This is a genomic window from Providencia sp. 2023EL-00965 (assembly GCF_033550225.1).
Classification (GTDB): Bacteria; Pseudomonadota; Gammaproteobacteria; order Enterobacterales; family Enterobacteriaceae; genus Providencia; species Providencia manganoxydans.
Genome location: NZ_JAWUEH010000020.1, coordinates 45180 through 68793, shown reverse-complemented (window position 1 = coordinate 68793; position 23614 = coordinate 45180). Strand labels below are relative to the sequence as shown.

29 protein-coding genes, 1 tRNA gene and 1 pseudogene are annotated in these 23614 nt (G+C 38.7%); 13 read left to right on the top strand and 18 right to left on the bottom strand.

From position 1 onward, the window contains the following. Positions 1–217: 217 nt before the first annotated feature. Genes SC428_RS20155 through SC428_RS20140 form a run of 4 tightly spaced genes read right to left on the bottom strand, consistent with a single transcriptional unit; the run spans position 218 to position 1509 of the window. On the bottom strand, positions 218–418 hold the full coding sequence (locus tag SC428_RS20155; protein ID WP_318709940.1) for a hypothetical protein: 201 nt from the start codon (positions 416–418) through the stop codon (positions 218–220). Next, positions 390–587 carry an ANR family transcriptional regulator gene (locus SC428_RS20150; RefSeq protein ID WP_240133528.1) on the bottom strand — a complete coding sequence of 66 codons (198 nt, stop codon included), beginning with the start codon at positions 585–587 and terminating at the stop codon, positions 390–392. Before SC428_RS20150 ends, SC428_RS20155 begins: the two co-directional genes overlap by 29 nt. A 1-nt stretch (position 588) precedes the next feature. Beyond that, positions 589–1227 carry a DUF3164 family protein gene (locus SC428_RS20145; protein WP_318709936.1) on the bottom strand — a complete coding sequence of 213 codons (639 nt, stop codon included), beginning with the start codon at positions 1225–1227 and terminating at the stop codon, positions 589–591. 12 nt (positions 1228–1239) lie between these two features. After that, the gene (locus SC428_RS20140; RefSeq protein ID WP_272675990.1) at positions 1240–1509 is read right to left on the bottom strand and encodes a hypothetical protein; all 270 of its coding nucleotides are present in this window, start codon (positions 1507–1509) and stop codon (positions 1240–1242) included. A gap of 29 nt (positions 1510–1538) precedes the next feature. On the opposite strand from SC428_RS20140, the gene SC428_RS20135 reads away from it, so the two are divergent. After that, positions 1539–2009, top strand: a complete 471-nt coding sequence (locus SC428_RS20135) for a hypothetical protein (RefSeq protein ID WP_272675991.1) — start codon at positions 1539–1541, stop codon at positions 2007–2009. Here the strand turns inward: SC428_RS20135 and SC428_RS20130 are convergent. From SC428_RS20130 to SC428_RS20120, 3 genes are read right to left on the bottom strand one after another with little or no spacing between them, the layout of a single operon-like run. After that, the gene (locus SC428_RS20130; RefSeq protein WP_318709931.1) at positions 2006–2902 is read right to left on the bottom strand and encodes an AAA family ATPase; all 897 of its coding nucleotides are present in this window, start codon (positions 2900–2902) and stop codon (positions 2006–2008) included. The two genes, SC428_RS20135 and SC428_RS20130, sit on opposite strands and share 4 nt — an antisense overlap. A 10-nt stretch (positions 2903–2912) precedes the next feature. Beyond that, the gene (locus SC428_RS20125) at positions 2913–4955 is read right to left on the bottom strand and encodes a Mu transposase C-terminal domain-containing protein (RefSeq protein ID WP_318709929.1); all 2043 of its coding nucleotides are present in this window, start codon (positions 4953–4955) and stop codon (positions 2913–2915) included. A gap of 11 nt (positions 4956–4966) precedes the next feature. Beyond that, positions 4967–5245, bottom strand: coding sequence for a helix-turn-helix domain-containing protein (locus tag SC428_RS20120; protein WP_008916483.1), 279 nt, complete (start codon positions 5243–5245; stop codon positions 4967–4969). Positions 5246–5424: 179 nt separating this feature from the next. Between SC428_RS20120 and SC428_RS20115 the strand changes: the two genes are divergently transcribed. Then, the gene (locus SC428_RS20115; protein WP_318709923.1) at positions 5425–6024 is read left to right on the top strand and encodes a helix-turn-helix transcriptional regulator; all 600 of its coding nucleotides are present in this window, start codon (positions 5425–5427) and stop codon (positions 6022–6024) included. Between the two features lie 208 nt (positions 6025–6232). Here the strand turns inward: SC428_RS20115 and SC428_RS20110 are convergent. After that, positions 6233–6976, bottom strand: a pseudogene (locus SC428_RS20110) (Bcr/CflA family multidrug efflux MFS transporter); the annotation flags it as partial. A 66-nt stretch (positions 6977–7042) separates the two neighbouring features. Beyond that, positions 7043–7747, bottom strand: a complete 705-nt coding sequence (gene rsuA / locus SC428_RS20105) for a 16S rRNA pseudouridine(516) synthase RsuA (protein WP_070927894.1) — start codon at positions 7745–7747, stop codon at positions 7043–7045. Positions 7748–7971: 224 nt separating this feature from the next. Here rsuA and SC428_RS20100 point away from each other — a divergent pair, with 224 nt between their 5' ends. After that, positions 7972–9732, top strand: a complete 1761-nt coding sequence (locus tag SC428_RS20100; protein ID WP_318709921.1) for a DEAD/DEAH box helicase — start codon at positions 7972–7974, stop codon at positions 9730–9732. Between the two features lie 391 nt (positions 9733–10123). Further along, complete coding sequence (gene rplY / locus SC428_RS20095) at positions 10124–10405, top strand: 50S ribosomal protein L25 (protein WP_070927890.1); 282 nt, start codon at positions 10124–10126, stop codon at positions 10403–10405. Between the two features lie 87 nt (positions 10406–10492). Here the strand turns inward: rplY and yejK are convergent, their stop codons facing one another. Next, on the bottom strand, positions 10493–11491 hold the full coding sequence (gene yejK, locus SC428_RS20090) for a nucleoid-associated protein YejK (RefSeq protein ID WP_318709918.1): 999 nt from the start codon (positions 11489–11491) through the stop codon (positions 10493–10495). 242 nt (positions 11492–11733) lie between these two features. On the opposite strand from yejK, the gene SC428_RS20085 reads away from it, so the two are divergent. From SC428_RS20085 to SC428_RS20075, 3 genes are all read left to right on the top strand, one after another. Beyond that, the gene (locus SC428_RS20085) at positions 11734–11961 is read left to right on the top strand and encodes a YejL family protein (protein ID WP_070927927.1); all 228 of its coding nucleotides are present in this window, start codon (positions 11734–11736) and stop codon (positions 11959–11961) included. A 21-nt stretch (positions 11962–11982) separates the two neighbouring features. Further along, positions 11983–13695 (top strand): LPS biosynthesis-modulating metalloenzyme YejM, encoded by a 1713-nt coding sequence (gene yejM, locus SC428_RS20080; RefSeq protein ID WP_070927888.1) that lies wholly within the window; start codon positions 11983–11985, stop codon positions 13693–13695. A 73-nt stretch (positions 13696–13768) separates the two neighbouring features. After that, a tRNA-Pro gene (locus tag SC428_RS20075) sits at positions 13769–13845 on the top strand. Positions 13846–13946: 101 nt separating this feature from the next. Here the strand turns inward: SC428_RS20075 and SC428_RS20070 are convergent. The 4 genes from SC428_RS20070 to SC428_RS20055 all read right to left on the bottom strand — a co-directional run bounded on the left by SC428_RS20070 (position 13947) and on the right by SC428_RS20055 (position 15917). Then, entirely contained in the window at positions 13947–14072 is a 126-nt protein-coding gene (locus tag SC428_RS20070; RefSeq protein ID WP_261785746.1) for a hypothetical protein, read from the bottom strand. A 93-nt stretch (positions 14073–14165) separates the two neighbouring features. After that, a complete protein-coding gene (locus SC428_RS20065; RefSeq protein WP_070927886.1) occupies positions 14166–14648 on the bottom strand; it encodes a hypothetical protein in 483 nt (160 codons plus the stop codon). Between the two features lie 121 nt (positions 14649–14769). After that, positions 14770–15075 (bottom strand): hypothetical protein, encoded by a 306-nt coding sequence (locus SC428_RS20060; protein ID WP_070927884.1) that lies wholly within the window; start codon positions 15073–15075, stop codon positions 14770–14772. A gap of 422 nt (positions 15076–15497) precedes the next feature. Continuing rightward, positions 15498–15917 carry a hypothetical protein gene (locus tag SC428_RS20055; RefSeq protein ID WP_070927882.1) on the bottom strand — a complete coding sequence of 140 codons (420 nt, stop codon included), beginning with the start codon at positions 15915–15917 and terminating at the stop codon, positions 15498–15500. A gap of 277 nt (positions 15918–16194) precedes the next feature. On the opposite strand from SC428_RS20055, the gene SC428_RS20050 reads away from it, so the two are divergent. Beyond that, positions 16195–16872, top strand: coding sequence for a DUF1345 domain-containing protein (locus tag SC428_RS20050; protein WP_070927881.1), 678 nt, complete (start codon positions 16195–16197; stop codon positions 16870–16872). A gap of 15 nt (positions 16873–16887) precedes the next feature. Continuing rightward, complete coding sequence (locus SC428_RS20045) at positions 16888–17436, top strand: DedA family protein (RefSeq protein ID WP_140178503.1); 549 nt, start codon at positions 16888–16890, stop codon at positions 17434–17436. A gap of 44 nt (positions 17437–17480) precedes the next feature. On the opposite strand, the gene SC428_RS20040 is transcribed toward SC428_RS20045, so the two are convergent. Next, complete coding sequence (locus SC428_RS20040) at positions 17481–18215, bottom strand: class I SAM-dependent methyltransferase (protein WP_070927878.1); 735 nt, start codon at positions 18213–18215, stop codon at positions 17481–17483. A gap of 340 nt (positions 18216–18555) precedes the next feature. Between SC428_RS20040 and SC428_RS20035 the strand changes: the two genes are divergently transcribed. After that, a complete protein-coding gene (locus SC428_RS20035; RefSeq protein WP_070927877.1) occupies positions 18556–18975 on the top strand; it encodes a GNAT family N-acetyltransferase in 420 nt (139 codons plus the stop codon). Positions 18976–19000: 25 nt separating this feature from the next. Here the strand turns inward: SC428_RS20035 and SC428_RS20030 are convergent, their stop codons facing one another. Further along, on the bottom strand, positions 19001–19534 hold the full coding sequence (locus SC428_RS20030; RefSeq protein WP_140178509.1) for a GNAT family N-acetyltransferase: 534 nt from the start codon (positions 19532–19534) through the stop codon (positions 19001–19003). A gap of 261 nt (positions 19535–19795) precedes the next feature. Here SC428_RS20030 and SC428_RS20025 point away from each other — a divergent pair, with 261 nt between their 5' ends. Beyond that, on the top strand, positions 19796–20056 hold the full coding sequence (locus SC428_RS20025; protein WP_070927874.1) for a DinI-like family protein: 261 nt from the start codon (positions 19796–19798) through the stop codon (positions 20054–20056). Positions 20057–20147: 91 nt separating this feature from the next. Here the strand turns inward: SC428_RS20025 and SC428_RS20020 are convergent, their stop codons facing one another. After that, the gene (locus SC428_RS20020) at positions 20148–20948 is read right to left on the bottom strand and encodes a MipA/OmpV family protein (RefSeq protein ID WP_318709907.1); all 801 of its coding nucleotides are present in this window, start codon (positions 20946–20948) and stop codon (positions 20148–20150) included. Positions 20949–20970: 22 nt separating this feature from the next. Next, on the bottom strand, positions 20971–21213 hold the full coding sequence (locus SC428_RS20015; RefSeq protein ID WP_070927869.1) for a hypothetical protein: 243 nt from the start codon (positions 21211–21213) through the stop codon (positions 20971–20973). Positions 21214–21531: 318 nt separating this feature from the next. Here SC428_RS20015 and SC428_RS20010 point away from each other — a divergent pair, with 318 nt between their 5' ends. Both SC428_RS20010 and SC428_RS20005 read left to right on the top strand, forming a co-directional pair. After that, complete coding sequence (locus SC428_RS20010; RefSeq protein ID WP_070927867.1) at positions 21532–22209, top strand: response regulator; 678 nt, start codon at positions 21532–21534, stop codon at positions 22207–22209. Further along, positions 22199–23560, top strand: a complete 1362-nt coding sequence (locus SC428_RS20005; RefSeq protein WP_140178517.1) for an ATP-binding protein — start codon at positions 22199–22201, stop codon at positions 23558–23560. Before SC428_RS20010 ends, SC428_RS20005 begins: the two co-directional genes overlap by 11 nt. Positions 23561–23614: the final 54 nt, after the last annotated feature.

Genomic DNA, 23614 nt, shown 5'->3' with positions numbered 1-23614 from the left:
AGTGGTGAAAGCTATCGATTGAAAGATAAACGACGCTCAGGTGCCATACCTAAATGAAACAGTGGATCACTTTTGATTGATCGAATTTGAGTTAAAAGTGGATCAGTTTTCGTTGATCGTTGACAACCTCATTACCTAGATTTAGGCGTAAGCCAGCCCCTGCGGGTTTACGCCATTAATTAAAAGATTAAGTTTTTTAGTGGGTTACATTATTTAGCTATTGCGAGTTAGTTAATGAATCAATATCAACGCAATAAGGGTGAATATTGATTTCGACAATAACTCTATTGCCTTCATTTTTTGCTATATCTAACGTTCTAACTGCTGGCCCACCACGTAAAAAGCGACTTTCTTGGTAAATAAAGATATGACCAACAAGATATTTTTCATTAAATTGCTGGGCTGTTAACTTGGACACGACGACCCCCTGATGATTTAAGGCAGTAATCAGCACGGGATTCAGCCCAATGACGGTTTGCATCTTTACGAGCACGACGTACCGCTTCAACCCAATACTTATACGCATCAGCAAAGCGGCCTTGCTGTTCTGCGTGAGATGCTTTAGCGGCATAATGAACAAAAGACATATCACACCCCCGCAATATCAAGAGGAATAGGCACGTACTGGTCATTATCACCAACACGCTCATAAATACGGATATAGGCACGACTACCAATGACCTGTAATGCTTCACCAATGGCTTCCATAGCTTTAATCCAACGAGCATCTTTAATATCTAATCGGCGTAGAGAAAGAACCGCGCCCGTATTTACGCTTCCTTCCTTATCAACATCAAATGCCTGGTTAATAATCGAATGGATCTCAGCTTTAGCCCCCTGAACCCAATCCTTTAAACACTCGTCAATCAACTCTTTAGCGCCTTGTAAACGCTCATCAAAAGCAATACGGTCTTGCATTGCACGCTGGATTTTGTAACGGCCATCATGAGAATAGAGCGTTACATTTCCTTTTTTACCGCCCACGCTAACACCATACTGCTCTGCTGAAAGTGAAACAAAGGCCTCGATATCACCAAATGCAGTAAAAAATTTAAATTGGCGTAATAACTCACTAATTTGAATAGCCTGTACAATTAGATCTCCCACTAAACCATCACGTTGAATATCAATAGGTTTAATTAAATCAACAGGGGTTAAAATACCTTTAGCATCACGCCAGTAACCCTCTGGTACATCATGTTGTGTAAATTGCTTCGGAGTAGTCATTATGTGTTCCTCTTAATGAATTGATTCTGTCCAACAAACACGGCATTGACCTAATTTAAAAATGCCGTACTTGATGCCTTGTACATAAACGTAACTTGCTTTCCCGTGTTGGATCAGCGAATCACAGTAATCATGACGCGCTACCTGAATAAGTGCCTTACCATCCCGAATTGAGGTATCAAGAACGGTAAGACCTAAATCCGTTAACTCTTTAGAAACTAGGTCAGCACTCATGAATTTTGAGATAACCGACTGATTTTCTGCTGTAATTGTGATATCCATGTTAAACCTCGATAAATAAGGATAAATTTATGATTCCACATCACCATTTTGTCGCTAACAATTTCTTCTCTGGTGATTTCGCCAAATTTAATAATTGGAATGAAAACATCTACATAGAGTTAGTTGATGAACTATCTAGAGATGACCGAAAAAACCTTAAAAAAGAATTTGATACATATAAATACCCAAGAGATTTTTACGCCCACTGCCTTAACGATGATGTTCAAAAAGTTTTTGATTTCTTAGAACAATACAAAGGCTGTTGCACCATTCCAAAATCAAAACGAAACATTAAGTTAATCTACGCTGCTATCATTACCTGCCAAGCTACTCGGGCTTTATACGCTGAAGTTCTTGAATTCATAGGTAACTCATCAGAATTCAAAAATCATAATCAGCCTAATGAAGGTAATGCCACACTTGCCAGTTATGCCTTTAACGCATTATTTATTGCTACTGACGAAATTAATTACTGGCCGTTTAATTCAGAGTTAGATTAATTAATCAACATATTAGAGAACTGCTTAATCATCGAAATGGTAATTGGTGTTTTGTTGATATCACTTGAACGTGCCACACCGCGCAGGTATTTAAATAAACGACGCGCATTACCATCACAACCTTTATAGAGGGCAGCTAATAAATCAGGTTGCTCTTCTAGTTCAGGTAAAGTGCTGACAGCTATTTGATTAATATCGTCTTCGGGTAATTTATCGCCCATTTCCAACTTAAAGCCCGCTCGGCTGTAGAGCTGTTTGTATTCGCCGCGTTTACCTTTCAGGTTGATAATTAGACGAGGCATACCCGCCAGAACGATACCCACACCTGATTTATCATGAATACGACGCAGTGTTTCCAGTGCGCGATAAGGCAAGTTTTCAGCCTCATCAACTAAGATCACACGACCAGAATCACGTAACGTTTTAATGATTGCCTCACTGCGGTCATGCATATTACCGCGTACATCGACACCTAATTTATTCGCCAACTCTTCCAAGATAACGCGTGCGGTATAACCTGGGTCAGCTTCAATCAATACCGCATCACTGTATTGCTTGGCGTACTGGCGCATCATCATGGTTTTACCCATTCCCGCGTCACCATAAATGACGTTAATATCACCGTCTAAATGTGCGATACGAATAACTTCTAAACCTTGGCTAGCTGTGCCAGTCATAACAAACTCAGGGCGCAGACGACGGTTTTTTTCCTTCTCACGCTCACGCTCCATCATTTGTACCAATTCAGCTTCAACGGCTTGGATATTGCCTTTATAAGTACCACTGAGATATTGACTAATTGTTGTGGCACTTAGCGCAGAACTACGTGCAACTTGTGCTTGCTTCCAGCCTTTGATTTCCATAAACTCATTGAGTTCTTGCAGTACATTCATGGTAAAACTCCTATTCGTTTATTGCTTTTCTGCTATTGCGTATTAAGTCAGACTGTAAAAATGCAATGGGTTTGTCGTCAGAGGTTGCCGCCTCTGATGGCAAGAAACCACTAAAGTCAGGTTTGTGCTCAATGACAGGTCTGTTCTCTTTCTTAATAACGTCAATCTTGTCTTCAAGACGTTTAGTTTGAGCTTTAGCTCGCTTAGCTTTCGCTTCTTCAACCATGCTGATAGGAATGGCTGAATGTGTATTTCCGTTCCAAATAGCAGTACAAATCCAACTTCCATCCATGCGATACACATTGATATCTTTCGGATTGTGCATATCAACGCTAATTCGGACTTTTTGACCATCAAAATCAGCAAGTTCATAAGCAAAGTACTGATTATTTTGAAAGCGAACCCAACCACGGCTACAGGTGCATGAAAACTGAGGTTTAAACATTTCCCTTAGTTCCATTTCAGATAAGTAAGCAATATCATCACCTTCAGAATCTAAAATAGCTGCACGGTATTGAGCTGGAGTTAAATATTTACCATTAACCTTTGGTAACATGCTGTGTTCATGACTATTGTTGTATTTATCAACCTCTTCTTGCACTGCGTCCATCAACTGCCCCCAAGAAGGAAGTTTCGCTATAGCATTACGCTGGCGTGCATCTAATGGTTTATTTTGTTCTTGGGCATTAATGGCTGATCTAATATTCCTATCTAAAACACGTATGGTTTCTTTATCAGCTCGTCTACCGTTATAAGTTTTAAAGCGTTGTGCGATACGTTCAGGAATAACACCGTTTAAACGCTCAATAATCCCGCGAGCTTGAGGATGACCAGGGATACCCGTTAAGTGCTCAATTCCCATGCGAGAAAAAATACCTAACACTTCATCATCTAACATCTTATTTGCTTGACCGCCGCCGTTATCAGAGTAAACAAACAATGGCTTTCCAAATTGCTTAATGCCGCGAGCATAGGCTTCTGCAACACCAAATTTATTCTCTGAGTAAGAAAGACTCCAACCCACAACGAAGCGTGTACGACCATCCATAACCAAGGTCAGCTCAGGAATAAATGGCTGTCCATGCATAGGGTGTGCAACTTTCATACTCATAGACTTACCATCTGATATCCAACAACCATTTACAGGTAGCTGTGACCAGTCACGCTTTTGATAAGGCTCTAATGATGTTGCTGTAGATCCTGTAATGCGTCCTCTCATACGTTCACGTTTTGGCATTTTATTCATCTCTCGACGAATAGCGTCATAACTTGGCACTGCTAGAAGCATAGCTGGCTCATCTTGATAGTGTTCTTCCCAGTCTTTACAAAATTTGCGGTAGCATTCTTTCATGCTAAACCCTTGTGTATCACGCCAATGAACAAGAAAAGCGGGAAGCCAAGCAACCTGTTCCGGCTTACGGGCTTTATGATGACCGGGAGCCAGTAACGCCAGACGTTCAGCGCCATTTGTGGTTGATTGATACACGGTTACCCATTCTTGCAGTGAACGAACGCTAACACCTTTTCGGCTCTTGCCTTTACGGGCATTGGCAGCATCTGCGGCACGCTGTAAATGTGGCGGCAGAGTATGATCACGCGATTGCTCAGATATCATTTTGACTGCTGAGGTTCTGCTCGAACCCAAGCGAATCAGCTTTAAAACTTCTTGCGCTAATATCGCACGTGCATCAGCGATATCCTTTTGATTTCCTGTCAATTCACCCATTTTACGCTCTAGCAATGCAGGGCATTGACGCATAAGATCTAAATCCGTTGCTAATTGTGTTGAACGTGGTGTTTTAGTTTCACTTGGTTCAACAATTACAGGGACTTGCGTTTCTAATGCTTGAGCATAAAAACGCGATTTAATGATTTCCTGAATATGCTCAGGGAAACAATCAATGTGATACTCAAATGCTTTCGTACCATCACGACGACGGCGGTAATTCTCGTTTTCACCAGAATACTTATCGAGGCGACTACGAATATTTTGCAAGCGCGTCGGAAAGTCCGGTAATCCAACGCATTCTTTAGCGGCAAGCCAAATAGACATAATTCACCCAATCAAGCTGTTTTGAGGTTAGAGAAATGAGGCGTTTGTTGATAACGACTCGGCCAAATAATTGAAGGGTCAATTCCAATCACCCCCGCAATGATCTCTTCGACTTTAGGATAAGAACGATAGAAGACATTGCGCATGGTTCCTGTCTTTAAACCGTGTTCAATTTCCAATGAGGATAAATCCACTCCACGCTGCTCAAGTGCGGTATAAATCGCTTTACTTGACCAGTCATGACCTTCGCGCACAAAAAAATGTGTCAAATCTTGCCTAGAAAGCTGCATTATGTGATCCTCTAAGGTTATCGTTTTCGATATCTATATAGATAACCGGTTATGATTATCTATATCGCTAAATATAGTCGCTAAATAATCCGAATGCAAGTTTAAAATAGCGGATTATTCGCCTTATTTGATTTTGAAAATTTATTGAGATTAATATTCTTATTTATCAAGGTGATATGATGGAAAAACCCGAAAAGTTCGATCATGATGAAAAACAGATTATTCATGATGAGACATTAATCCGCTTTAAAGAGCGATTAAAGTCCGCAATGGGAGATATTAGTAATCTTGAGCTTTCTAGGAAAAGTGGCGTATCTGAATCCGTTATTAGGAGGTATCTAAGTGGGAAAAGCTACCCAGGACTAGATAAATTAATAGCAATTGCTAACGCAGTGCAGTGTTCGGTTGAATGGCTCGCAACGGGAAGTACAGAAAAAGATTCGCAATATATAGCGCACCCCGCATCAAATAAAACAGCAGGTGACATATCTACAATACTTAACAACCTATCTGATGATGAGTTATCAGTTATTCATAACTTTATAATTCGTGAAGGTGTTAACTCACTATTAAGATTGGTAGCAACAAATACCAGTTCAATGACCAATAGAAATCTAGAAACAATCATTGACACACTGCCGCTACGACCAATGTTAAAAAATGCAATAAAAATTGGATTAACAAATAATGGGGAATATGACAGAGAGATTTTGCACGCTCTTGAGGAAATCGAATCCAAACCATCTAAAGATGAAATAGCCAAAAGCAATGCTGTGTAAAAGGTTTTTAATAAACGTTTAAAAGCCTTTTAAAACCTCCTCAAATACCATTCAAAATAGTGCGAAAAATAGCGCGTTTTTTCCTATTTTTCCTCAAAATTGGCGCGGTAGTGCAGAATCGATGAATTGCCGCCAAAGCCAGACATATCAAGGCGCGTCGCCTGACCTCAGCTCATATCTAGCAGTGCAATATTGAATACCCCCCCACAGGGGATACCCCATTTAGGTCGATATAAACAAATGGACCCGCGTTTAAAAATGAAAACATGCCTGCGAATGAAAATGAGCTGGCTAAGATATAAAACAACACCTGCTTGGCACGAAATAAGGTGGCAAATTGCCTTAACGTGGTCCCTAAATGAAAAGGTTGACGTTTTTCAACGGGAAGCGTCTCTCGAATAAATAAACTGACTAAAACAACCGCAATCACCGCCGCGATACTAATGCTCCAGAAGATAGCGTGCCATGAGAACCAACGCATCATTTCACCGCCTAAAATAGGCGCTAATAAAGGAGCAATGGTCATCACTAATACCACGAAAGACATACTGCGTGAAAATTCATCACGCGTGAACATATCTCGCATTAAAGCGTTGATCACCACACTTGCCGCAGCAGCTGCAAATCCATGTAAAAAACGAAACCAAATCAAGGACTCGATTGACTCAGTTAACGCGCAGGCCGCCGAAGCAATTGCAAACACAATAACGCCACCTAAGATGACAGGTTTGCGACCGATGCTATCAGCCATTGGACCATAAAATAGCTGGCCAATAGCAAAACCAAAAATATAGCTATTCAGTGTCATTTGGATGCGGCCTTCATCGACACCGAAATACTCACCCATAGCAAGGAAGCTTGGCAGATACATATCAATAGCTAATGGCATCAGCATTGATAATAAACCAAGTATTAATATCAACCCTAAATAGGATGATTTTTGTTGTTGCACTCGTTAGACTCCTATACCTTACTACATAGCGATATCAGCTACATACGACTTACCCTTACGCTATATTTAGCGTGGTACTGCAATACTGTTAATTTCTTCAGCAGTCAATTCACGGTATTCGCCCGGAGAAAGCTGTGGATCTAACCAAATTTCCCCTATTCTTTCACGGTGAAGACCACATACATGGTTACCAACCGCTGCAAACATACGTTTTACTTGGTGATAGCGCCCTTCGCTGATTGTCAGTCGTACTTCTTTTGGGGTGATAATTTCTAATTGAGCAGGTTTAGTCGGATATTTTTCCCCATTTAGCATCACACCTGTCTCGAACCGTTGTGCAACGTCATCAGCAATATCATTTTCTAATTCAACGCGATATGTTTTCTCACAATGATGCTTAGGTGAAGTAATTCGGTGTGACCACTGCCCATCATCGGTAAGTAATACCAATCCTGTGGTGTCAATATCAAGGCGTCCCGCTGAATGTAATTTATCAGCCAATGGTTCATCAATAAAATAGAGAATGGTCGGGTGCGTTGGGTCATCTGTTGAGCAAATATAGCCTTGCGGCTTATGCAACATAAAATAACGAGGACCTGTGACATGCGTTAACACCACCCCATCATAAGCTACCGATTGTTCAGAACTCACTTGTAATGATCCCGATTTAACTATTTCGTCGTCAACAGTCACTTTTCCTGCGCGTAGCTCACGCGCCACTAGACTCCGGCTGATCCCTAATTGCTGGGACAAAAACTTATCCAGTCGCATAAATTCTCTTAATTTGATGGAATAGCAACTTGGTGTACATGCCATCCAAGCTGTTAGAAATAAAATTGAAAGGTTATTGTGATTATGTTCACATCTTTTATTATATCAATAACGAACTATAAGTGATAGCGTCACACAGCTAAGTCCTGTTTTTAGCTCAACTCGTTGTGTTAACTTAAATTTTACATTTAGCTATGCTCTATTTTTAAATAATACTGAATAATATGCCTTTCCAACTTCGTCCATACCAACAAGAAGCTGTCGATTCAACAATACGCTATTTTCGTCAGCATCGTGATCCTGCGGTTATTGTCCTTCCCACTGGTGCGGGAAAAAGTTTAGTCATCGCTGAACTTGCACGACTAGCACGAGGTCGTGTGCTGGTTTTAGCTCACGTCAAAGAACTTGTTGAGCAAAATCATGCTAAGTACCTTACCTATGGCCTTGAAGCCGATATTTTTGCTGCTGGGCTAAATCGTAAAGAGTCACACAATAAAGTTGTCTTTGGCAGTGTACAATCTGTTGCTCGTAATCTTGATAACTTTAATGATAACTTTTCACTGGTCATCATTGATGAATGTCATCGTATTAGCGTGAATGAAAAAAGCCAATATCAACAAGTTATCAATCGATTAAGTCAATACAATTCAACCTTAAAAGTACTTGGTTTAACGGCAACACCCTATCGCCTCGGATCAGGTTGGATATACCAATACCATTATCATGGAATGGTTAAAGGCGATGACTCATGCTTTTTTCGTGAGTGTATTTATGAGTTACCATTACATTACATGATCAAAAATCATTTTTTAGTTCCTCCTGAGCGTCTTGACATGCCAGTGCTACAGTATGATTTTAGCCAAGTGTCACTCAGTTCATCCGGTATTTTTAATCAGCATGAATTAAACCTATCAATTAAAAAACAAAAACGTATTACCCCAACAATTGTCGCGCAAATTGTTGAGTATGCTTTACCGCGCCAAGGTTGCATGATTTTCGCCGCAACAGTTGAACATGCGAAGGAAATTTTAGGTTATTTGCCTCAAGAAACAGCCGCTTTAGTCACGGCAGATACCCCTGCTGCTGAACGTGAAGCGATTATTCAGCAATTTAAAAATAAACAATTGCACTTTTTAGTTAACGTTTCTGTGCTTACCACTGGTTTTGATGCGCCGCATGTCGATGTGATTGCTATTTTACGCCCAACTGAATCCGTCAGTTTGTATCAACAAATTGTTGGCCGAGGTCTGCGCCTTGCTCCTAATAAACATGAATGTTTGATTTTAGATTATGCAGGCAATCCACATGATTTGTTTCGCCCTGAAGTCGGATCCAGCAAACCAAATTCAAGTAGTGTTCCCGTTCAGGTTTTTTGTCCTCTTTGTCAATTTGCCAATACTTTCTGGGGTAAATGCACTGAAGATGGTCATATCATTGAGCACTATGGCCGTCGATGCCAAGGCTGGGAGGAAAACGAACGTGGCGAAAAACAGCAATGTGAGTTTCGTTTTCGTTTTAAACAATGTCCACATTGCGGTGCAGAAAATGATATCGCCGCACGTCGCTGCCAAAAATGTGATGAAGTGTTATCCGATCCTGATGATATGTTGAAGGCAGCATTAAAACTCAAAGATGCATTAATCATACGCTGTGGTGGCATGGCACTAACAACGGGGACTGATAATAAAGGTGAATGGTTGAAAATTAGCTATTATGATGAAGATGGTACCTCTGTTTCAGAACGTTTTCGCTTGCATACCCCAGCCCAACGACGTGCTTTTGAACACCATTTTTTACGTGAACACTTGCGAGCTCCCGGTGTTCCGTTTAAATGGACAACGGCTAATGACATCATTACGCAACAAGTTTTATTACGTTACCCACAATTTATTGTCGCAAGAAAAAAAGAGAGCTATTGGGAGATCCGTCAAAAAATATTCGATTATCAAGGGCGCTTTCGCGTCGCTGACCAACTCTATTCGTAAGAGCGATTGACTTTTGATGTCCCTGATTTCGAATTAAAGGTATGTTCTCTTAACCTAGCGATAAAATGAGTAAAACGTGCTGTCATTCAATCTATAGTACAAGATCCAATCACAATGCTTCACGCAAATAATCATGTTCTAAATTTATTAAGGCATAAATCTATCTTTTACACCGTTTCTTAGCCGCTTTTGCGCCGTAAAAATTCGCGACAAAAACCCGCAGTCCCTAATATTGGTTAGATTATGATTGCTGTAACCACGGTTTTTAGTTAAAATGCTGCCCGCTTCAGTGTTTTCGCAATAGCGACTTTATGTCACGAAGCCAAATATCGAACCTGCTGCTGGGTCGCCTGTAGCAGGATTTTATTTTTTCTTGTATAGAGAAATAGTAATGTTAACTATCAATGCAATTGCACGTACAGAGCAGGGTAAGGGTGCGAGCCGCCGCCTGCGCAGAGCTAACCAGTTCCCAGCTATCGTTTACGGTGGTAATCAAGAGCCTATCTCTGTAACTCTGAACCACGATGAAGTCATTAACCAAGAAGGTAAAGCAGAATTTTACGAAGTTCTGAACCTGGTTATCGATGGTAAAGAAACTAAAGTCAAAGTTCAGGCAGTTCAACGTCACCCGTTCAAGCCAAAAGTGACGCACATTGACTTCCTGCGCGTTTAATTAAAGCCACAAGCCGAGCTTTAGAAATTTTCGGGACGCCGAGTAAATAACGCCGCAATTGCGGCGTTATTTATTTCTAGTAACATATTACTTGCTGCGACGTTGCAGTTGATCGCGTAAGTTAGGTGGCGTGCCTCGAATTGTCAAAGTATCCGTCACCGGATCCCAAAAAATACGCTCCCCCATCAACATCGCATCAAAACTTATCGTGATCCCACCACCACTGCCCGAAAACTTCGTCAGTTGTTTCAGTGTTCCCCTATCGGCCGGAAAACTTTCCTCAAGTTGATAATCATTTTGACGCGCGAAGTCACCGAAAGACTGTTCTTCAACAATAGGAAGTTCTTTAGATAGCGCTTGCAGCTCAATTTCCTCACCTGACTGCAATTGCTCTGTACAGTAATTATGCACTTGTTGGCGATAAACTTGGCGGGTATTTTTATCCATTTGCGCATTATCACAAAAGTCATCTAACGCTTGCACTAAACCTTTATTTTGTACTTTAGCGTTTAATCCTTCCGATGCTGCCAAGAAATCCATAAAGAAATCAGAAACTTTACGCCCTACTCGCCCTTTTAAAAAAGTAAGATAACGCGATGATTCAGGATTGGTTTCCCACTCAGTCAAATCGATACGTGCCACGATATCAGCATGAGGAATATCAAGGTAATGCGTGGTCGATAGGTCAAGACTGTCGGTAACAAACATGCTGTCACAACTACTTAAAACAGCAATCAATAAATACTCAACCGCCAGATAACGATATTGGCAAAATAGAACCACGCCCCCTTCTGCGAAAGGATATTTAGCAAGTTCATCTTTTAAACGTACGGTCATCGCACGACTGAAGCCAAGGAATTCTTCTTCACCTTTGCGTAATAATCTCAGCGCATCTGCCAATTCGCTTTCTTCATTGAACTCACCAAAAGCTTTACTTTTAGCGCTGTATACACGGTGTAATTCTGCCATCATGTCTTGCACAACGTTATCGGTTGACAATAAAGAGTCGCGCAGCATCACTTCAAGTGTCTGTTCATCGCGTTTAATCAACTGATGTAAAGCTATCTGGGAAATTTCCAGACTCATTGTAGGCTCCTTGTTCAAGCAGAAATATTATCGCGCGTATTCAAACACTGATGCTATTTATCTGCAACCTAAACCGTCATTTATGCACATTTTTACACACTAACAATGAACTAATACTCACTCAAATAATCTTAATAATCATGATCCTCACTTAAATATAAATTTCTTGCGAAGAATGAAGAAAAAGATCCCGCTATACGCTATCATAGGTGAGCTTTTAATAATTTAGGATGTTAGAATTTATGCCACAGTCATCTCGCTATAGTGATGAAAAAGTTGAAACTTTGCTCGCTGAGCTTGTCAGCGTGTTAGAAAAAAACCATACTCCAGTAGATCTTTCACTAATGGTGTTGGGTAACATGGTCACCAATCTACTTAATACATCTGTCGCACCAGCGCAACGTAAAATGATTGCCGACTCTTTTGCCAACGCGTTACTGTCTTCTGTCAAAGAAGATCAGTCTCACTAATCGATTAACGAAATAAACAGTATGGTCACCCATCAGCGCTACCGTGATAAAGTCTCCCAAATGATAAGTTGGGGGCACTGGTTTGCACTTTTTAATATCCTGCTCAGCCTAGGGCTAAGTAGTAGCTATCTGTTTATTTTTGATTGGCCCGACACGCTCGCCGGGCGCATTTTTGCCTTCGTCAGTTGGATTGGCCATTTTAGTTTTGTCGTTTTTGCCTGCTACTTACTGATTGTTTTTCCACTGACCTTTATTGTTATGTCTCAGCGGCTGCTGAGGCTTATTTGTGTTGCGCTCGCCACCGCGGGTACAACCTTATTAATCTTTGATATTCGAGTCTTTAGCCAATTTGGTTTACACCTGACTCCACAGGTTTGGGATCTGGTGATCAACCCTGAAAAAGGGGAGATGGCACGCGAGTGGCAATTGATGTTTATCGCGATCCCTATCATCTTTCTTATTCAAATGCTTTTTGCAACTTGGAGTTGGCAAAAGCTACGCAGTTTGAATAGACAAACCTTTGGTAAACCACTCGCAGGGCTATTTATTGCCACCTTTGTGATGTCGCACCTTATGTATGCATGGTCTGATGCTAATTTCTATCGCCCTATTACCATGCAACGTTATAATTACCCGCTATCACAACCAATGACGGCTCGAAAACTGCTGGATAGATATGGCTTATTAGACTTATCTGAACATCAAAACCGTGTCTTCCAGCAAGGTAGCCCTACCGCTTTAAAACTTCAGTATCCATTGAAACCGCTTAGCTATTATGATCAAGGCATGGGTTATAATTTACTACTAGTCGTGGTTGATAACTTGGGTGATAAAACCCAACAAAATAACATGTCATCGCTAAAAGCGTTTAAAGAGATGAGTACTGACTTTACCAACCACTACACCACCGGTTTACGTAACGATAGCGCCCTATTTGGCCTATTTTATGGTATTTCAGCCAGTTATTTCGATAATATCCTTAATGAACGTCATGCTTCTGTACTGATTGAAGCATTGCAGCATCAAGGGTATCAATTTGGCCTCTTCTCAACAGATGGCTTTAATTCTCCATTATTCCGCCAAGCCATTTTAGCGGATTACTCATTACCAACCAAAGCGGCTGATAGTGATACACAAACCATCACGCAATGGAGTACATGGTTAAGCGGATTGAAGAGTGAGTCACCTTGGTTCTCCTTCTTAAATATCAAAGGACAACCAGGCAGTAAACAAACCAATGACCAAATCAACCAAATTGTTGAAACCTTGATCCGTGATGGTCGCTTGAAAAATACCATTGTAGTTATCACTGCAAATTATAATGGCGAGTCTGAAGCTGATGATTGGTTTAGCGGTAAGCAGTTTGATCGTAAAAAGATGCAAGTTCCTTTGTTTATCTATTGGCCGAATACCCCTAGCCAGGAAATTGATAAACTCACTAGCCATCAAGATGTACTAACAACCATCATGCAACGTTTACTGCATGTGTCCAATTCACCTGACGATTATAGCCAAGGGGAAGACTTATTCAGTCCTGACCGCAAGTACCCTTGGGTCATTACAGGCAGCAATAACGATGTGGTGATCACGACAAATGATGCAACGCTCTATATGGACAAAAATGGCCAATTTAGCATCTATGATTTGCAAGGCAATGAAGTTAAAAATCAAAAACCTGATCTTGCTCAGTTACTGAAAATTTTTACCGAACTAAAGCGGTTTAATGAAAATTAACGCTTAAAAATCAATCAGTCGAGCAAGTGAAGCCTTGCTTTCATAAGCAAAATGAGTAGTATAAATCAAAGTTCGGCATGTAGCGCAGCTTGGTAGCGCACCGTCATGGGGTGTCGGGGGTCGTAGGTTCAAATCCTATCATGCCGACCAACTTTTTATAGAGAAACCAACCTGTTAGGGTTGGTTTTTTTGTGGGTGAAATTTGAGGTGGGTAAAAGTCGGGTAAAAGTCCGACTTAGTTACCTGTTGTTTTATTCACAGTCCAGCTCTTCCAATTCAGCCTTCTTAGCCTCTTCTTCAGCTTGCTTCTCTGCGGCTTCTTTTGCTAATCGCTCTGCTTCTGCTTGCTTGAGATTGTAGATAGAGTTACTAGGCATGTTTACGCGAACGTCGATCCAATGCCCATTCGGAATATCGCAATACTCATAGTCTTCGCGCTCAACTTTAAGTAGCTTTTATAAATATTGTTATCAATTTACCTTTTTAATACTTTGATAGCACTCATTTGGCTGAATTTCTACACTCATCGCTTCTTTGCCATCAATGTAGTAAAAATGTCGAATGCCGGAAGAAAACACCACTCTCCATAAATTCATATTGGATTCATCTTGGCAATAATTTGCTGTAAGAATTTTCTTTGCATTTTCTACTGCAGTATCACTTTTAAAAATCTCAATTGGAATGCCTTTAATTTCATATGTCATGACAATATAATCGTCCTCTTGAAATACGTTTGTCACCATCGTATGACTATCAATTAGAAGCGGTAATCCTTTATTTTCATTCTCAATGATCTTCTCTTTTAATTCCTTAAAATCATTGCTTTGCTTTTGTTTAAATTCTTTGATTTTATCTGGTTTTGTATTTTTCACCACGTCATCACCTAAAACATTAGATGGAAAAACACTTACAAATAGAAAAAACAAATATAAACAAGGCATTATAACTTTCATTTATTGCCTCTATGTTAGATTAATTTAACTTATAATAGCCCGAAGGTAGTAAAAAAACAAAATGCCTCAGTTAAGAGGCATCGTAGAATTATTAGCCCAAGGGTTGGCTAGATTTTAAGATTTAGTCGTCATCGTCATATCGAGGCAATCTTTGCACAAATTCACTAGCATCTTTGCACGCTTTTATTTTGTTTTCATCTCCTGAGGCTTTTATCTCACCACCTCTAGCCTGACAGTCAAGATCAATCCAACCTGAAACAAACGAATAAACAATTATCCTGCTCATGTCGCTTCTGCATTGCTTTACATTGCTTGATGAATTACAAATAGACTCAGCTAACTCGTTTACAGTTTCTACAAAAGGACGTCTTTCTTTGCTCATTGCAAAGCAAGATACAAATATTAAACATAGCAAGGACTTTTTCACACACTTCTCCATTTAAGTTAAGTACGTGAATATTAAGATAAATACAGATTTCAAACAATAAAAACCCCACTAGGGTGAACCGTACCCTAAAAGTTGGACATATCGTTCAACATACATGGCACTTACTCACCGTGATGTGAAGTGATACTAACCTATAATTAATCTTTATTGTAATTAACTATCTATTGGGCAAAGTACAGCTATATTCGCCATCCTTCAAGTTGCAGCAGTGTCGACTGCAACTCGAATGATTTAGAGTATATAAAGGAAACGCACTCAGATTAAATCAACATTAACCATGTTTAATCAAATAGTGTTTCTGATTGGCATAATGAAAAATAGAAATGAAATGATACTATTATTCTATTAATAGAAAAATAGTATATTAAGTAAGTTCAATATACTTTTTCAGCATACTCAGGTTACTGGATCGCTTTGGTGGTCGGTGCTTCACAATATTTAGTCCATAGGCCATCCACTTGGGCTTCTGTCAACAATTCATCTATCCCATCAATAACAGGTATAGAAATATTAATGGCGCCATCGGGGCGAGTATATGTTTTGACAATAAAACGCTTATCTTCTGTTTTCCTTGAAAAATCATAATGTCGTGAAACAAATCCACAAACGTAGCCAACCTCTCCACCATTATGTGAGATTTTATTAAAATGGTAACTTACATCCTTAAATGTTTCTAATTTAGGATTTTCTAAATAACCTAATACTGTACGTTCAACACGTTCAATCATGTTGCTGTCATCTTTATAATTTAATGTCATACCAAATAAAAAAGCAGAACCAAGAAGAAATAAAGCAATAATGACATAAAATATTTTATTCATAAAAAGACGATCTAAATAACTCACTAATAAAAAATTCGCAAAACGAAGCTATAAAATAGTTTCGCTAGTATAACAATTTATTTGAAAACTACCTCAATTTTTAGCAATATAATCTATTGTATTAACCATCAGTTATTGATTAATTGGAGTTTATATATAGCAAAAATGTAACTTTATCCAGTATATCCCCTCAATAAAAGCACCAGTAAATTCTCTACAACATCACTTCAACCATTTGATATAATAAAATTATTTTGTTCATGTTAAGGAATGCATCATGTTACGTTACATCTTTCGAATAGTTCATCTTTTTCATCATGCATTTCATTCAAGGCCTCGCTTTATTATTTCTTTATTTGTTGCAGTTGCGACTTTTGTTGCATTACTTCCCTACCAAAATACCATGATGTGCTTAATTCTAAGCTGGAACGCATTTGCTTGGATCTATTTATTATTTCTTTTTGCTCGCATAATTAATCGTAAAACTAAGAACATTCGAGAAATCACTAAAGTCGAAGATGAAAGTGCTCGTATGGTGATCTTTTTCCTCGTTGCTGGTTGTTGTGTCAGTTTACTGGTATTATTTTTTGCATTAGGTGGACATGGCGACTTTCCGAAAACCGATAAATTTGTGCCCTATGCACTCACCGCTTCTACACTCATTTCTTCATGGCTATTACTCCCTGCGGGCTTTACGATGCATTATGCACACCTATACTATAGTAATGAAAATCAGCAACAACCATGGCTACGTTTTCCTGATGAGATCCTTGCCCCAACATATTCGGACTTTATGTATTTTTCTTTTACCATTGCAGTAGCATCGCAAACTGCTGATGTGGAAATCGCCTCAAGCCCGATGCGCCGAGCAGTATTACTTCAGTCCGTTATTTCATTTGTATTCAATATGGCAATATTAGGGTTATGTATCAATATTTCAGCGAGTTTCTTTTAGACTAATTAGGTAAAAATGACAGCAGAATTCACAAATTGGATCACAGAATATGGTTATTGGGCTACCTTTTTTGGTGCCATGATAGAAGGTGAGACCGCCGCTTTTCTATCTGGCGTTGCTGCTCATAACCAATTACTTTATTACCCTTGGGTGATGTTATTTGCCGCTTTAGGGGGCATAGTCAGTGATAATGTTTTATTTTACGTTGGTTACTTTGCTGGCTCTCGGATCTTACCTAAATTTCACCGTCATCAGAAAAAAATCAATCGTGTCCAACAATTGATCCGTCAACATGAAAGTTTCATTATTATCGCTATTCGCTTTGCTTATGGCTTGAGAACCGTGGGCCCAATAATTATTGGCGCGAGTAAAGTTAATCCATTTAAATTTTTTATATTAAATATTTTGGGAGGAGCCTTATGGGGGGTCATTATTGTTTCTTGCGGATATTTTATTAGTTCAGCGATACTCGCCTTACCGATACACTCTTCTTTAACGTGGTTTTTACTTATCATTATTGCCGTAGTTCTCTTTATTTTTTTACGACGTCAATGGAAAAAATAGAAGCTCAACCCCTTATATGCTAAAGCTTCTATCTGATGATCAGTTTAAAGTGGTTTACGTACACTTAATAGAAACAACATTGGCCGTTCTTGCTCTTCTTCAAGTAACGGATTTTCTGCAATTTGCGCAGCTGTAGGCCCCCACTCATCTATTTCAATGATTTCAAAACCAGTTTTAACCAACATATTTATCCAACTGGATAACTTACGATGCTGCTTTATTACCCCTTCCGCAAACCAGTCCGTCCTTCTATCTCCTTCTATCTGATATTGATTTACAGGCCATGATTTATATCCTTCATTGTCAACACACCAACCTTGATGGATAGCCGCAGTAAAAATAGGATGTTCAGCAGAAAATACAAACTGGCCGCCAGGTTTAAGTGACTGGAAAACAGTTGAAATTAAAGATGAAATATTTACGATATAGTGTAGTGTCAGCGAGCTATATACTAAATCAAATTGTTGTTTAGCTAACGAAAGTGTTTCTAAATCGGCTTGTTGATAAACTATATTATCATCTTGAGTAAGCTCGATCGCTCTTGCTAACATTTTACTGGATAAATCAAGTCCAGTAACCGATTTTGCCTGTTGCACACCCGCCCATCGGCAAAACCACCCATAGCCACAACCAAGGTCAAGCACGTTTTTAGCTGAAAGAGAGGGGAGTAATTGTTGCATTTTTTCCCACTCTGGCGCACCTGCTAAGCCATGAATAGAGCGAGGTAACGTTGCATAACCGGCAAAGAACTGTGGATTATCATAAATATTTTGTGACATGGTTAACTCCCTCGTTTATACGGAGTTATTATATGAATAAGTATAATTAATCATCAACTGCGTTTTTAGGTACGCTATTCTCTTACTTGCGTTCATCTTGTTGATTTTTATCTTCTGGTGGGAAACCAGTAAAATAGATACCAATAATGGTGATTAACCACCCTACCTTTTTACTATTAAGAACTTGGTTAAATAGATTCATAACAGCCCCAATAAATTTATTTTTATCCTATGCACACTATCATTATTCATCATACTTAAATATTCTATTTAGCTATATTTACACAAATTTCAGTCTTTGTTGGCTGATATCGCGTTACTTTATCAATAGGAACTTGTTTTGAATCACTTCCGCCTTGCAACTCCACAAGATATTGATGGCTTAATTGAGATTGACAGTATAAAAACCCACGAACGTGCACTAAAAATTGCTCAGTGGGTAGCAGATAAAAATTGTTATTTAATTGAACAAGAAACACAAATTTATGCTTATGCTGTTTTGCATTATCACTTTTTTGATTTTGGATTTATTGAGATGTTGATGGTGAGCAAGCAATTTCGGCGTCTTGGTTTAGGCGTTGAGCTGATCAATCAGCTCAAACTCATTTGCACAACTAGCAAACTATTTACCTCCACTAATCAATCTAATACAGCTATGCAAGCCTTGTTAAATCATACACAATTTTTAGCAAGTGGAGTTATTGAAAACCTTGATGACGATGATCCTGAATTAATTTATGTCTGCAAATTAATAGATTAATTCACCAATAGACCGATTATTATTGCTATAGCAATGCAGGATCCATCACCACATCGGCAAGTTTTTGATTAAATTGTTGGTAAACTTGCCAATCAATAGTGGTTGGAAAGCTCAAAACCTCTAATTGATGTGGTGCAAACTCGGTATGGTAACTTGGATGAAAATGCTGATACTCATTTTGCTTAAAACCACAGTGCTGATAAAAACGTAATCTTTTTCGGCTTATTTCATCTATAACAGGGTCGATTTCTAAAATAATATTGTTCACTTGCTTACTCAGGAGTTGCAATATTTTTTGCCCATATCCATTACCTCGTAGATTAGAAGATATGGCAAAGTGCTCAACATAATAAAAATCATTAATTTTCCAGCACTCAACAAAACCTATAAATACCTCGTTCTCAGTAAAATAGTATAAATAATAATCTTGATGATTAAGGATCAATTGCCGCCCTTGAAAACTTCTTTTTTCATAAGCTGGAAATGCTGAATCATAGAGATGATTGATATTGGCTATTTCTAACGTATCTTTACTACTCAGTCTTTTTACTATCAACATTACGTGCTAAACCCATTCTTATTTCGTTAAATAATGATGGTTAGCATACCCAAACTCAATCAGCTAGCAACTGGTTTTTTTTAATCTCATCAACAAGTCAATATCTTAACTTACTGTTTTTAATTGGATAAATTAACAGCCCCTCCATTATATTTTAGATGCCTTTCAAATTATAAAAAATATTATCATCCAGATATTGACTTTATCCCTCACTCAATTTAAAAATACTGTATATCAATACAGTATTGAGTTGAGGTGAATATGTTACGCATTGAAATTTTATTTGATAAAAATGCACCACAAAAACCAAGTGATGTGATGCTGCAAGCTCTAGAGGCTGAAGTCGCACGGAAGCTTAGTCCGCAATATCCCGATATGGTCACTCGCGTTGGTTTTAGTTCAGGTCAACGCATTAATATTTCAGGAACTAAATTAGCGCAAGATAAAGTTCGCATTGAAGAAATATTAGAAGAAATTTGGATGGATGATGGCTGGATCCCTGAACAAAATCCAGAGGAATAGCCCACACATTCAATACCAATGAAAGGAATGTGAGGCCATTAACTCAACATTCCTTTCATTATCAATAGGTGCTTTAAATTATAATGATGGTCTAAAATGTATACCTAATACCGCCTAGACCTACCCAGCCTAAACGTTGTTCAGTGAGCGAACTTTTTGCTGCATCGCCAACAAGGTAATAAGCGCCAATGCCGGTATAAAGGATCATATTTTCATTGACGTTATAATTTAAAATCGCGCCGCTATGAATATCTTTAAATCCACTACCTGCATCGTACTCTTTAAAACGTGAGCGATTAGCTTGTTGTTTAGAAACACCAAAATAGGCTTGATTATATGCTTTATTTCCCCACACAGTAGCCAGCGTATATTCAACATCCCACTTATCATTTATTTGATAGTAACCTATCCCACCTAACTCTACATTCACCGTTCGACCAATATCACGACCACCATATTTACGATCTGAGGTTGCCATATCAACAGATGCGTATAATTGGTAATCCTTTATGCTGTAATTAATTTCCGCACCGACGGTCATTGAACCATCAAGATCCCCCATTCCTTTGAGATCTTCATTTTTACTTCCCAAAATACCAATTTTTTCATCACGACCTGCGTCATAACCGATTCGGCTAGAAAAAGTCAGACTTTCTGTTATTCCTATTGCCCACTCAGCCCCCTCTAAACCTATGCTGAATACACCATAATCATCAGAAATGTACCCATAATTCAAATCAATCAGCGGTGAAAACAAATATTTACTTGATCCTTCATAGGCTGGCATAAAAGAAGCTCCGCCACCTAATACCAAAACACTTTCTCCTGCCATAGAGCTACTAAGCGGCAATAGCCCTACAACAATCGTTGCTACCGTTTTCAATCTTTTCATTAATAAATCCTAGATTATTTTATTAATATATTTTTTTACGAATAAAAGTTCTAATTTCTTTTATTGGGTTAAGATCGCTTTTTATTCCACCCGTGATTTTTCCAGTGGTAATACACTGCTTCTCTCTTTTACAGGTATTAATTTCTTTCAATGAAAGCATTGATAGTGATGTTTTTGATGTATGTTCAATATTTTTCCCGACTAAAACCAACGCAATGGAAATAACCATCACAAAAATAGGGATCTCAATTAGTTTTAATTTCATTTTCTTTATTCCAATAACTGAGTAGGTGCTAAGATAATAATCTTATTCATATTTCTTACCTTAAAAATTGGTTAAACCAACCTTAAGGATTTATTAAAGACGCCATTAGTTTTGTCGGGTTAACCTCTATATAATTCGAGATGCCGCTGGGCAATAAGTTAGTGAGGCGCTGACAAGATGAAAAACTGTGTGACGGGCACGAATAGACATCGTTTCTATCCACAAATGAAAAGTACGACAAATTAAAACATGACGATTATAATCGTTAATAAATGACTACCTATTGATACCGCGCTCTAGGTCTATAGAGGTGATAAAATGAATATCTTATTAGTTGAAGATGATCTTCAACTAGGCAAAGCGCTATGCCGTGGTTTAGAGTTGGCTGGCTTTAACCCGCTATGGGTTCGATTACTTTCTGACGCAAAACATCAATTAAATACACGTAATTTCGACTTGATGTTATTAGATTTAGGCTTACCTGACGGTGATGGCAATGAAGCATTAATCGCCTGGAGAAATTCGGGTCAGTCAATTCCAATTATTATCCTAACCGCTCGTAATCAAATGGATAATTTGGTAACTAGTCTAGATTCCGGTGCGGATGATTTTTTAACTAAACCATTTGCAATGCCTGAGTTGATTTCTCGAGTCAAAGCAGTCAGCCGCCGTATGGCTGGGTTTTCCTCTGAAATTTGGCAACTGGATAATCTCCAACTAAACCCATTAAACCATCAAGTATCACTGAATGAGCAATTACTATTACTTTCAGGTAAAGAATATCAATTATTATATGAACTGGTGAAAAATGCCGATAATGTGGTGCGTAAGGCCGATCTCGAACAACGCTTATTTGGGCTAGATGATAAAGTTGAAAGCAATTCTCTCGAAGTCCATATTCATAATTTACGCCGTAAAATAGGTAAAGACCGCATTATCACGATCCGCGGTATTGGTTATTTACTCAAAAAAGAAGCGCAACCAAGTGAAAGTTAAATCCTTTTTTATCTATACTTTTTTCTTACAGATAAGCTCTGTCGTTTTATTGTGGGTGCTGTTTGTAGGATGGCTACAATTTTTCTACCTACCGGATATTGACGATGACTTTAATCGCCAACAAAAAATAGTGACTCAGGGTTTTGCGGATACGCTAGGTGCGGTGTCTAACAATCCTGAATATTTTGAACAAATCGCCACCTCCTTACAAAAAATGTATACCGATGCGATGGAGAATGGATTAGAGGTATCTTATAAACCTTTCGTTGTCGTTCGCAATAGCAAAAGTGATGTCCTTTATCGTAATAGTGATGAGATTAATATTTCAGCTGAAACGACATTCGAACATTTAAAAAAACAATACCCTGAATGGCATTTCACTGTTGCATGGAATAATACACACACGATCCAAGTGATCTTAGGTGAATCCTATTTTGATCGCAAATCGATAATCGGTAGTCCGGCTGAAGGGACAGCCATTCCCTTATTATTTATTTTAGGTCTTATGCTGATTGCCATCATTGTTACAGCTTATTTTAGCTTACGGCCATTAAGGCAAGCGGCAACCATTATTTCCAGCCGTCAGCCCGGTAATCTAACACCAATAGAAGTAAAAGAACAATACAAAGAAATTCGCCCTATTATTACAGCAATTAATAATTTAATGTCTCGTGTTGATTCTGCGAATCAACGTGAAAAACGCTTTATGGCTGATGCTGCCCATGAATTAAGAACTCCGATTGCCGCGGTTATTGCTCAACTCCATTTGCTCATGCAAATACAAAATATAAAAGAAAAAGAAGAAATTATTAAAGATATGCAGGCGACATTAAATCACGCAGCATCGTTGTCCCACCAGCTGATTGATTTAGCGCGTTTAGAAGCTGAAGATTTTCCCTTAAACAAAGAGCTTATAGATTTACCTGTATTAATTTCTCATATCACCTCATTACACGTGCCACATGCAATTAACCAGAACATTGATATTGAGTTACAAAGTCCTAGTTGCGTTTTAATTACTACCGATAAATTAGCCTTAAGTACCATTTTTACTAATTTGCTAGAAAATGCGATTAAATATAGTGATAAAAAAGGCAAAATAAAAATAACTATTAAGGACTTAACCCCTTTTGGGGCCACGATTACAATACAGGACAATGGACGAGGAATACCCGATGAAAGTCGCCAACTTATTTTCTCTCGTTTTTATCGAGTACCTGGAACAACAGAAATTGGGAGTGGGCTTGGGCTTTCAATCGTACAAAATTTAGCAACCAAAATTAATGCGGTGATCCGCGTAACCGACGGTTTAGAGAAAAAAGGCGTGGGTTTTATTATTGATTTACCTTAATGTTGATATACTTTATGTTTCTACGTTGATATACCTACACATTGGGTCATTAAA

Excerpts from the sequence above, each read along its gene's own strand:
- SC428_RS20115 (WP_318709923.1), top strand. The coding sequence starts at position 5,425 with ATGGAAAAACCCGAAAAGTTCGATCATGATGAAAAACAGATTATTCAT.
- SC428_RS20070 (WP_261785746.1), bottom strand. The coding sequence starts at position 14,072 with ATGCCTAGTAACTCTATCTACAATCTCAAGCAAGCAGAAGCAGAGCGA.
- SC428_RS20100 (WP_318709921.1), top strand. The coding sequence starts at position 7,972 with ATGCCTTTCCAACTTCGTCCATACCAACAAGAAGCTGTCGATTCAACA.
- SC428_RS20150 (WP_240133528.1), bottom strand. The coding sequence starts at position 587 with ATGTCTTTTGTTCATTATGCCGCTAAAGCATCTCACGCAGAACAGCAA.
- SC428_RS20125 (WP_318709929.1), bottom strand. The coding sequence starts at position 4,955 with ATGTCTATTTGGCTTGCCGCTAAAGAATGCGTTGGATTACCGGACTTT.
- SC428_RS20020 (WP_318709907.1), bottom strand. The coding sequence starts at position 20,948 with ATGAAAAGATTGAAAACGGTAGCAACGATTGTTGTAGGGCTATTGCCG.
- rplY (WP_070927890.1), top strand. The coding sequence starts at position 10,124 with ATGTTAACTATCAATGCAATTGCACGTACAGAGCAGGGTAAGGGTGCG.
- SC428_RS20140 (WP_272675990.1), bottom strand. The coding sequence starts at position 1,509 with ATGGATATCACAATTACAGCAGAAAATCAGTCGGTTATCTCAAAATTC.
- SC428_RS20130 (WP_318709931.1), bottom strand. The coding sequence starts at position 2,902 with ATGAATGTACTGCAAGAACTCAATGAGTTTATGGAAATCAAAGGCTGG.
- rsuA (WP_070927894.1), bottom strand. The coding sequence starts at position 7,747 with ATGCGACTGGATAAGTTTTTGTCCCAGCAATTAGGGATCAGCCGGAGT.
- SC428_RS20065 (WP_070927886.1), bottom strand. The coding sequence starts at position 14,648 with ATGAAAGTTATAATGCCTTGTTTATATTTGTTTTTTCTATTTGTAAGT.
- SC428_RS20120 (WP_008916483.1), bottom strand. The coding sequence starts at position 5,245 with ATGCAGCTTTCTAGGCAAGATTTGACACATTTTTTTGTGCGCGAAGGT.
- SC428_RS20025 (WP_070927874.1), top strand. The coding sequence starts at position 19,796 with ATGTTACGCATTGAAATTTTATTTGATAAAAATGCACCACAAAAACCA.
- SC428_RS20135 (WP_272675991.1), top strand. The coding sequence starts at position 1,539 with ATGATTCCACATCACCATTTTGTCGCTAACAATTTCTTCTCTGGTGAT.
- SC428_RS20050 (WP_070927881.1), top strand. The coding sequence starts at position 16,195 with ATGTTACGTTACATCTTTCGAATAGTTCATCTTTTTCATCATGCATTT.
- SC428_RS20015 (WP_070927869.1), bottom strand. The coding sequence starts at position 21,213 with ATGAAATTAAAACTAATTGAGATCCCTATTTTTGTGATGGTTATTTCC.
- SC428_RS20085 (WP_070927927.1), top strand. The coding sequence starts at position 11,734 with ATGCCACAGTCATCTCGCTATAGTGATGAAAAAGTTGAAACTTTGCTC.
- SC428_RS20055 (WP_070927882.1), bottom strand. The coding sequence starts at position 15,917 with ATGAATAAAATATTTTATGTCATTATTGCTTTATTTCTTCTTGGTTCT.
- SC428_RS20145 (WP_318709936.1), bottom strand. The coding sequence starts at position 1,227 with ATGACTACTCCGAAGCAATTTACACAACATGATGTACCAGAGGGTTAC.
- SC428_RS20030 (WP_140178509.1), bottom strand. The coding sequence starts at position 19,534 with ATGTTGATAGTAAAAAGACTGAGTAGTAAAGATACGTTAGAAATAGCC.
- SC428_RS20040 (WP_070927878.1), bottom strand. The coding sequence starts at position 18,215 with ATGTCACAAAATATTTATGATAATCCACAGTTCTTTGCCGGTTATGCA.
- SC428_RS20045 (WP_140178503.1), top strand. The coding sequence starts at position 16,888 with ATGACAGCAGAATTCACAAATTGGATCACAGAATATGGTTATTGGGCT.
- yejM (WP_070927888.1), top strand. The coding sequence starts at position 11,983 with ATGGTCACCCATCAGCGCTACCGTGATAAAGTCTCCCAAATGATAAGT.
- yejK (WP_318709918.1), bottom strand. The coding sequence starts at position 11,491 with ATGAGTCTGGAAATTTCCCAGATAGCTTTACATCAGTTGATTAAACGC.
- SC428_RS20010 (WP_070927867.1), top strand. The coding sequence starts at position 21,532 with ATGAATATCTTATTAGTTGAAGATGATCTTCAACTAGGCAAAGCGCTA.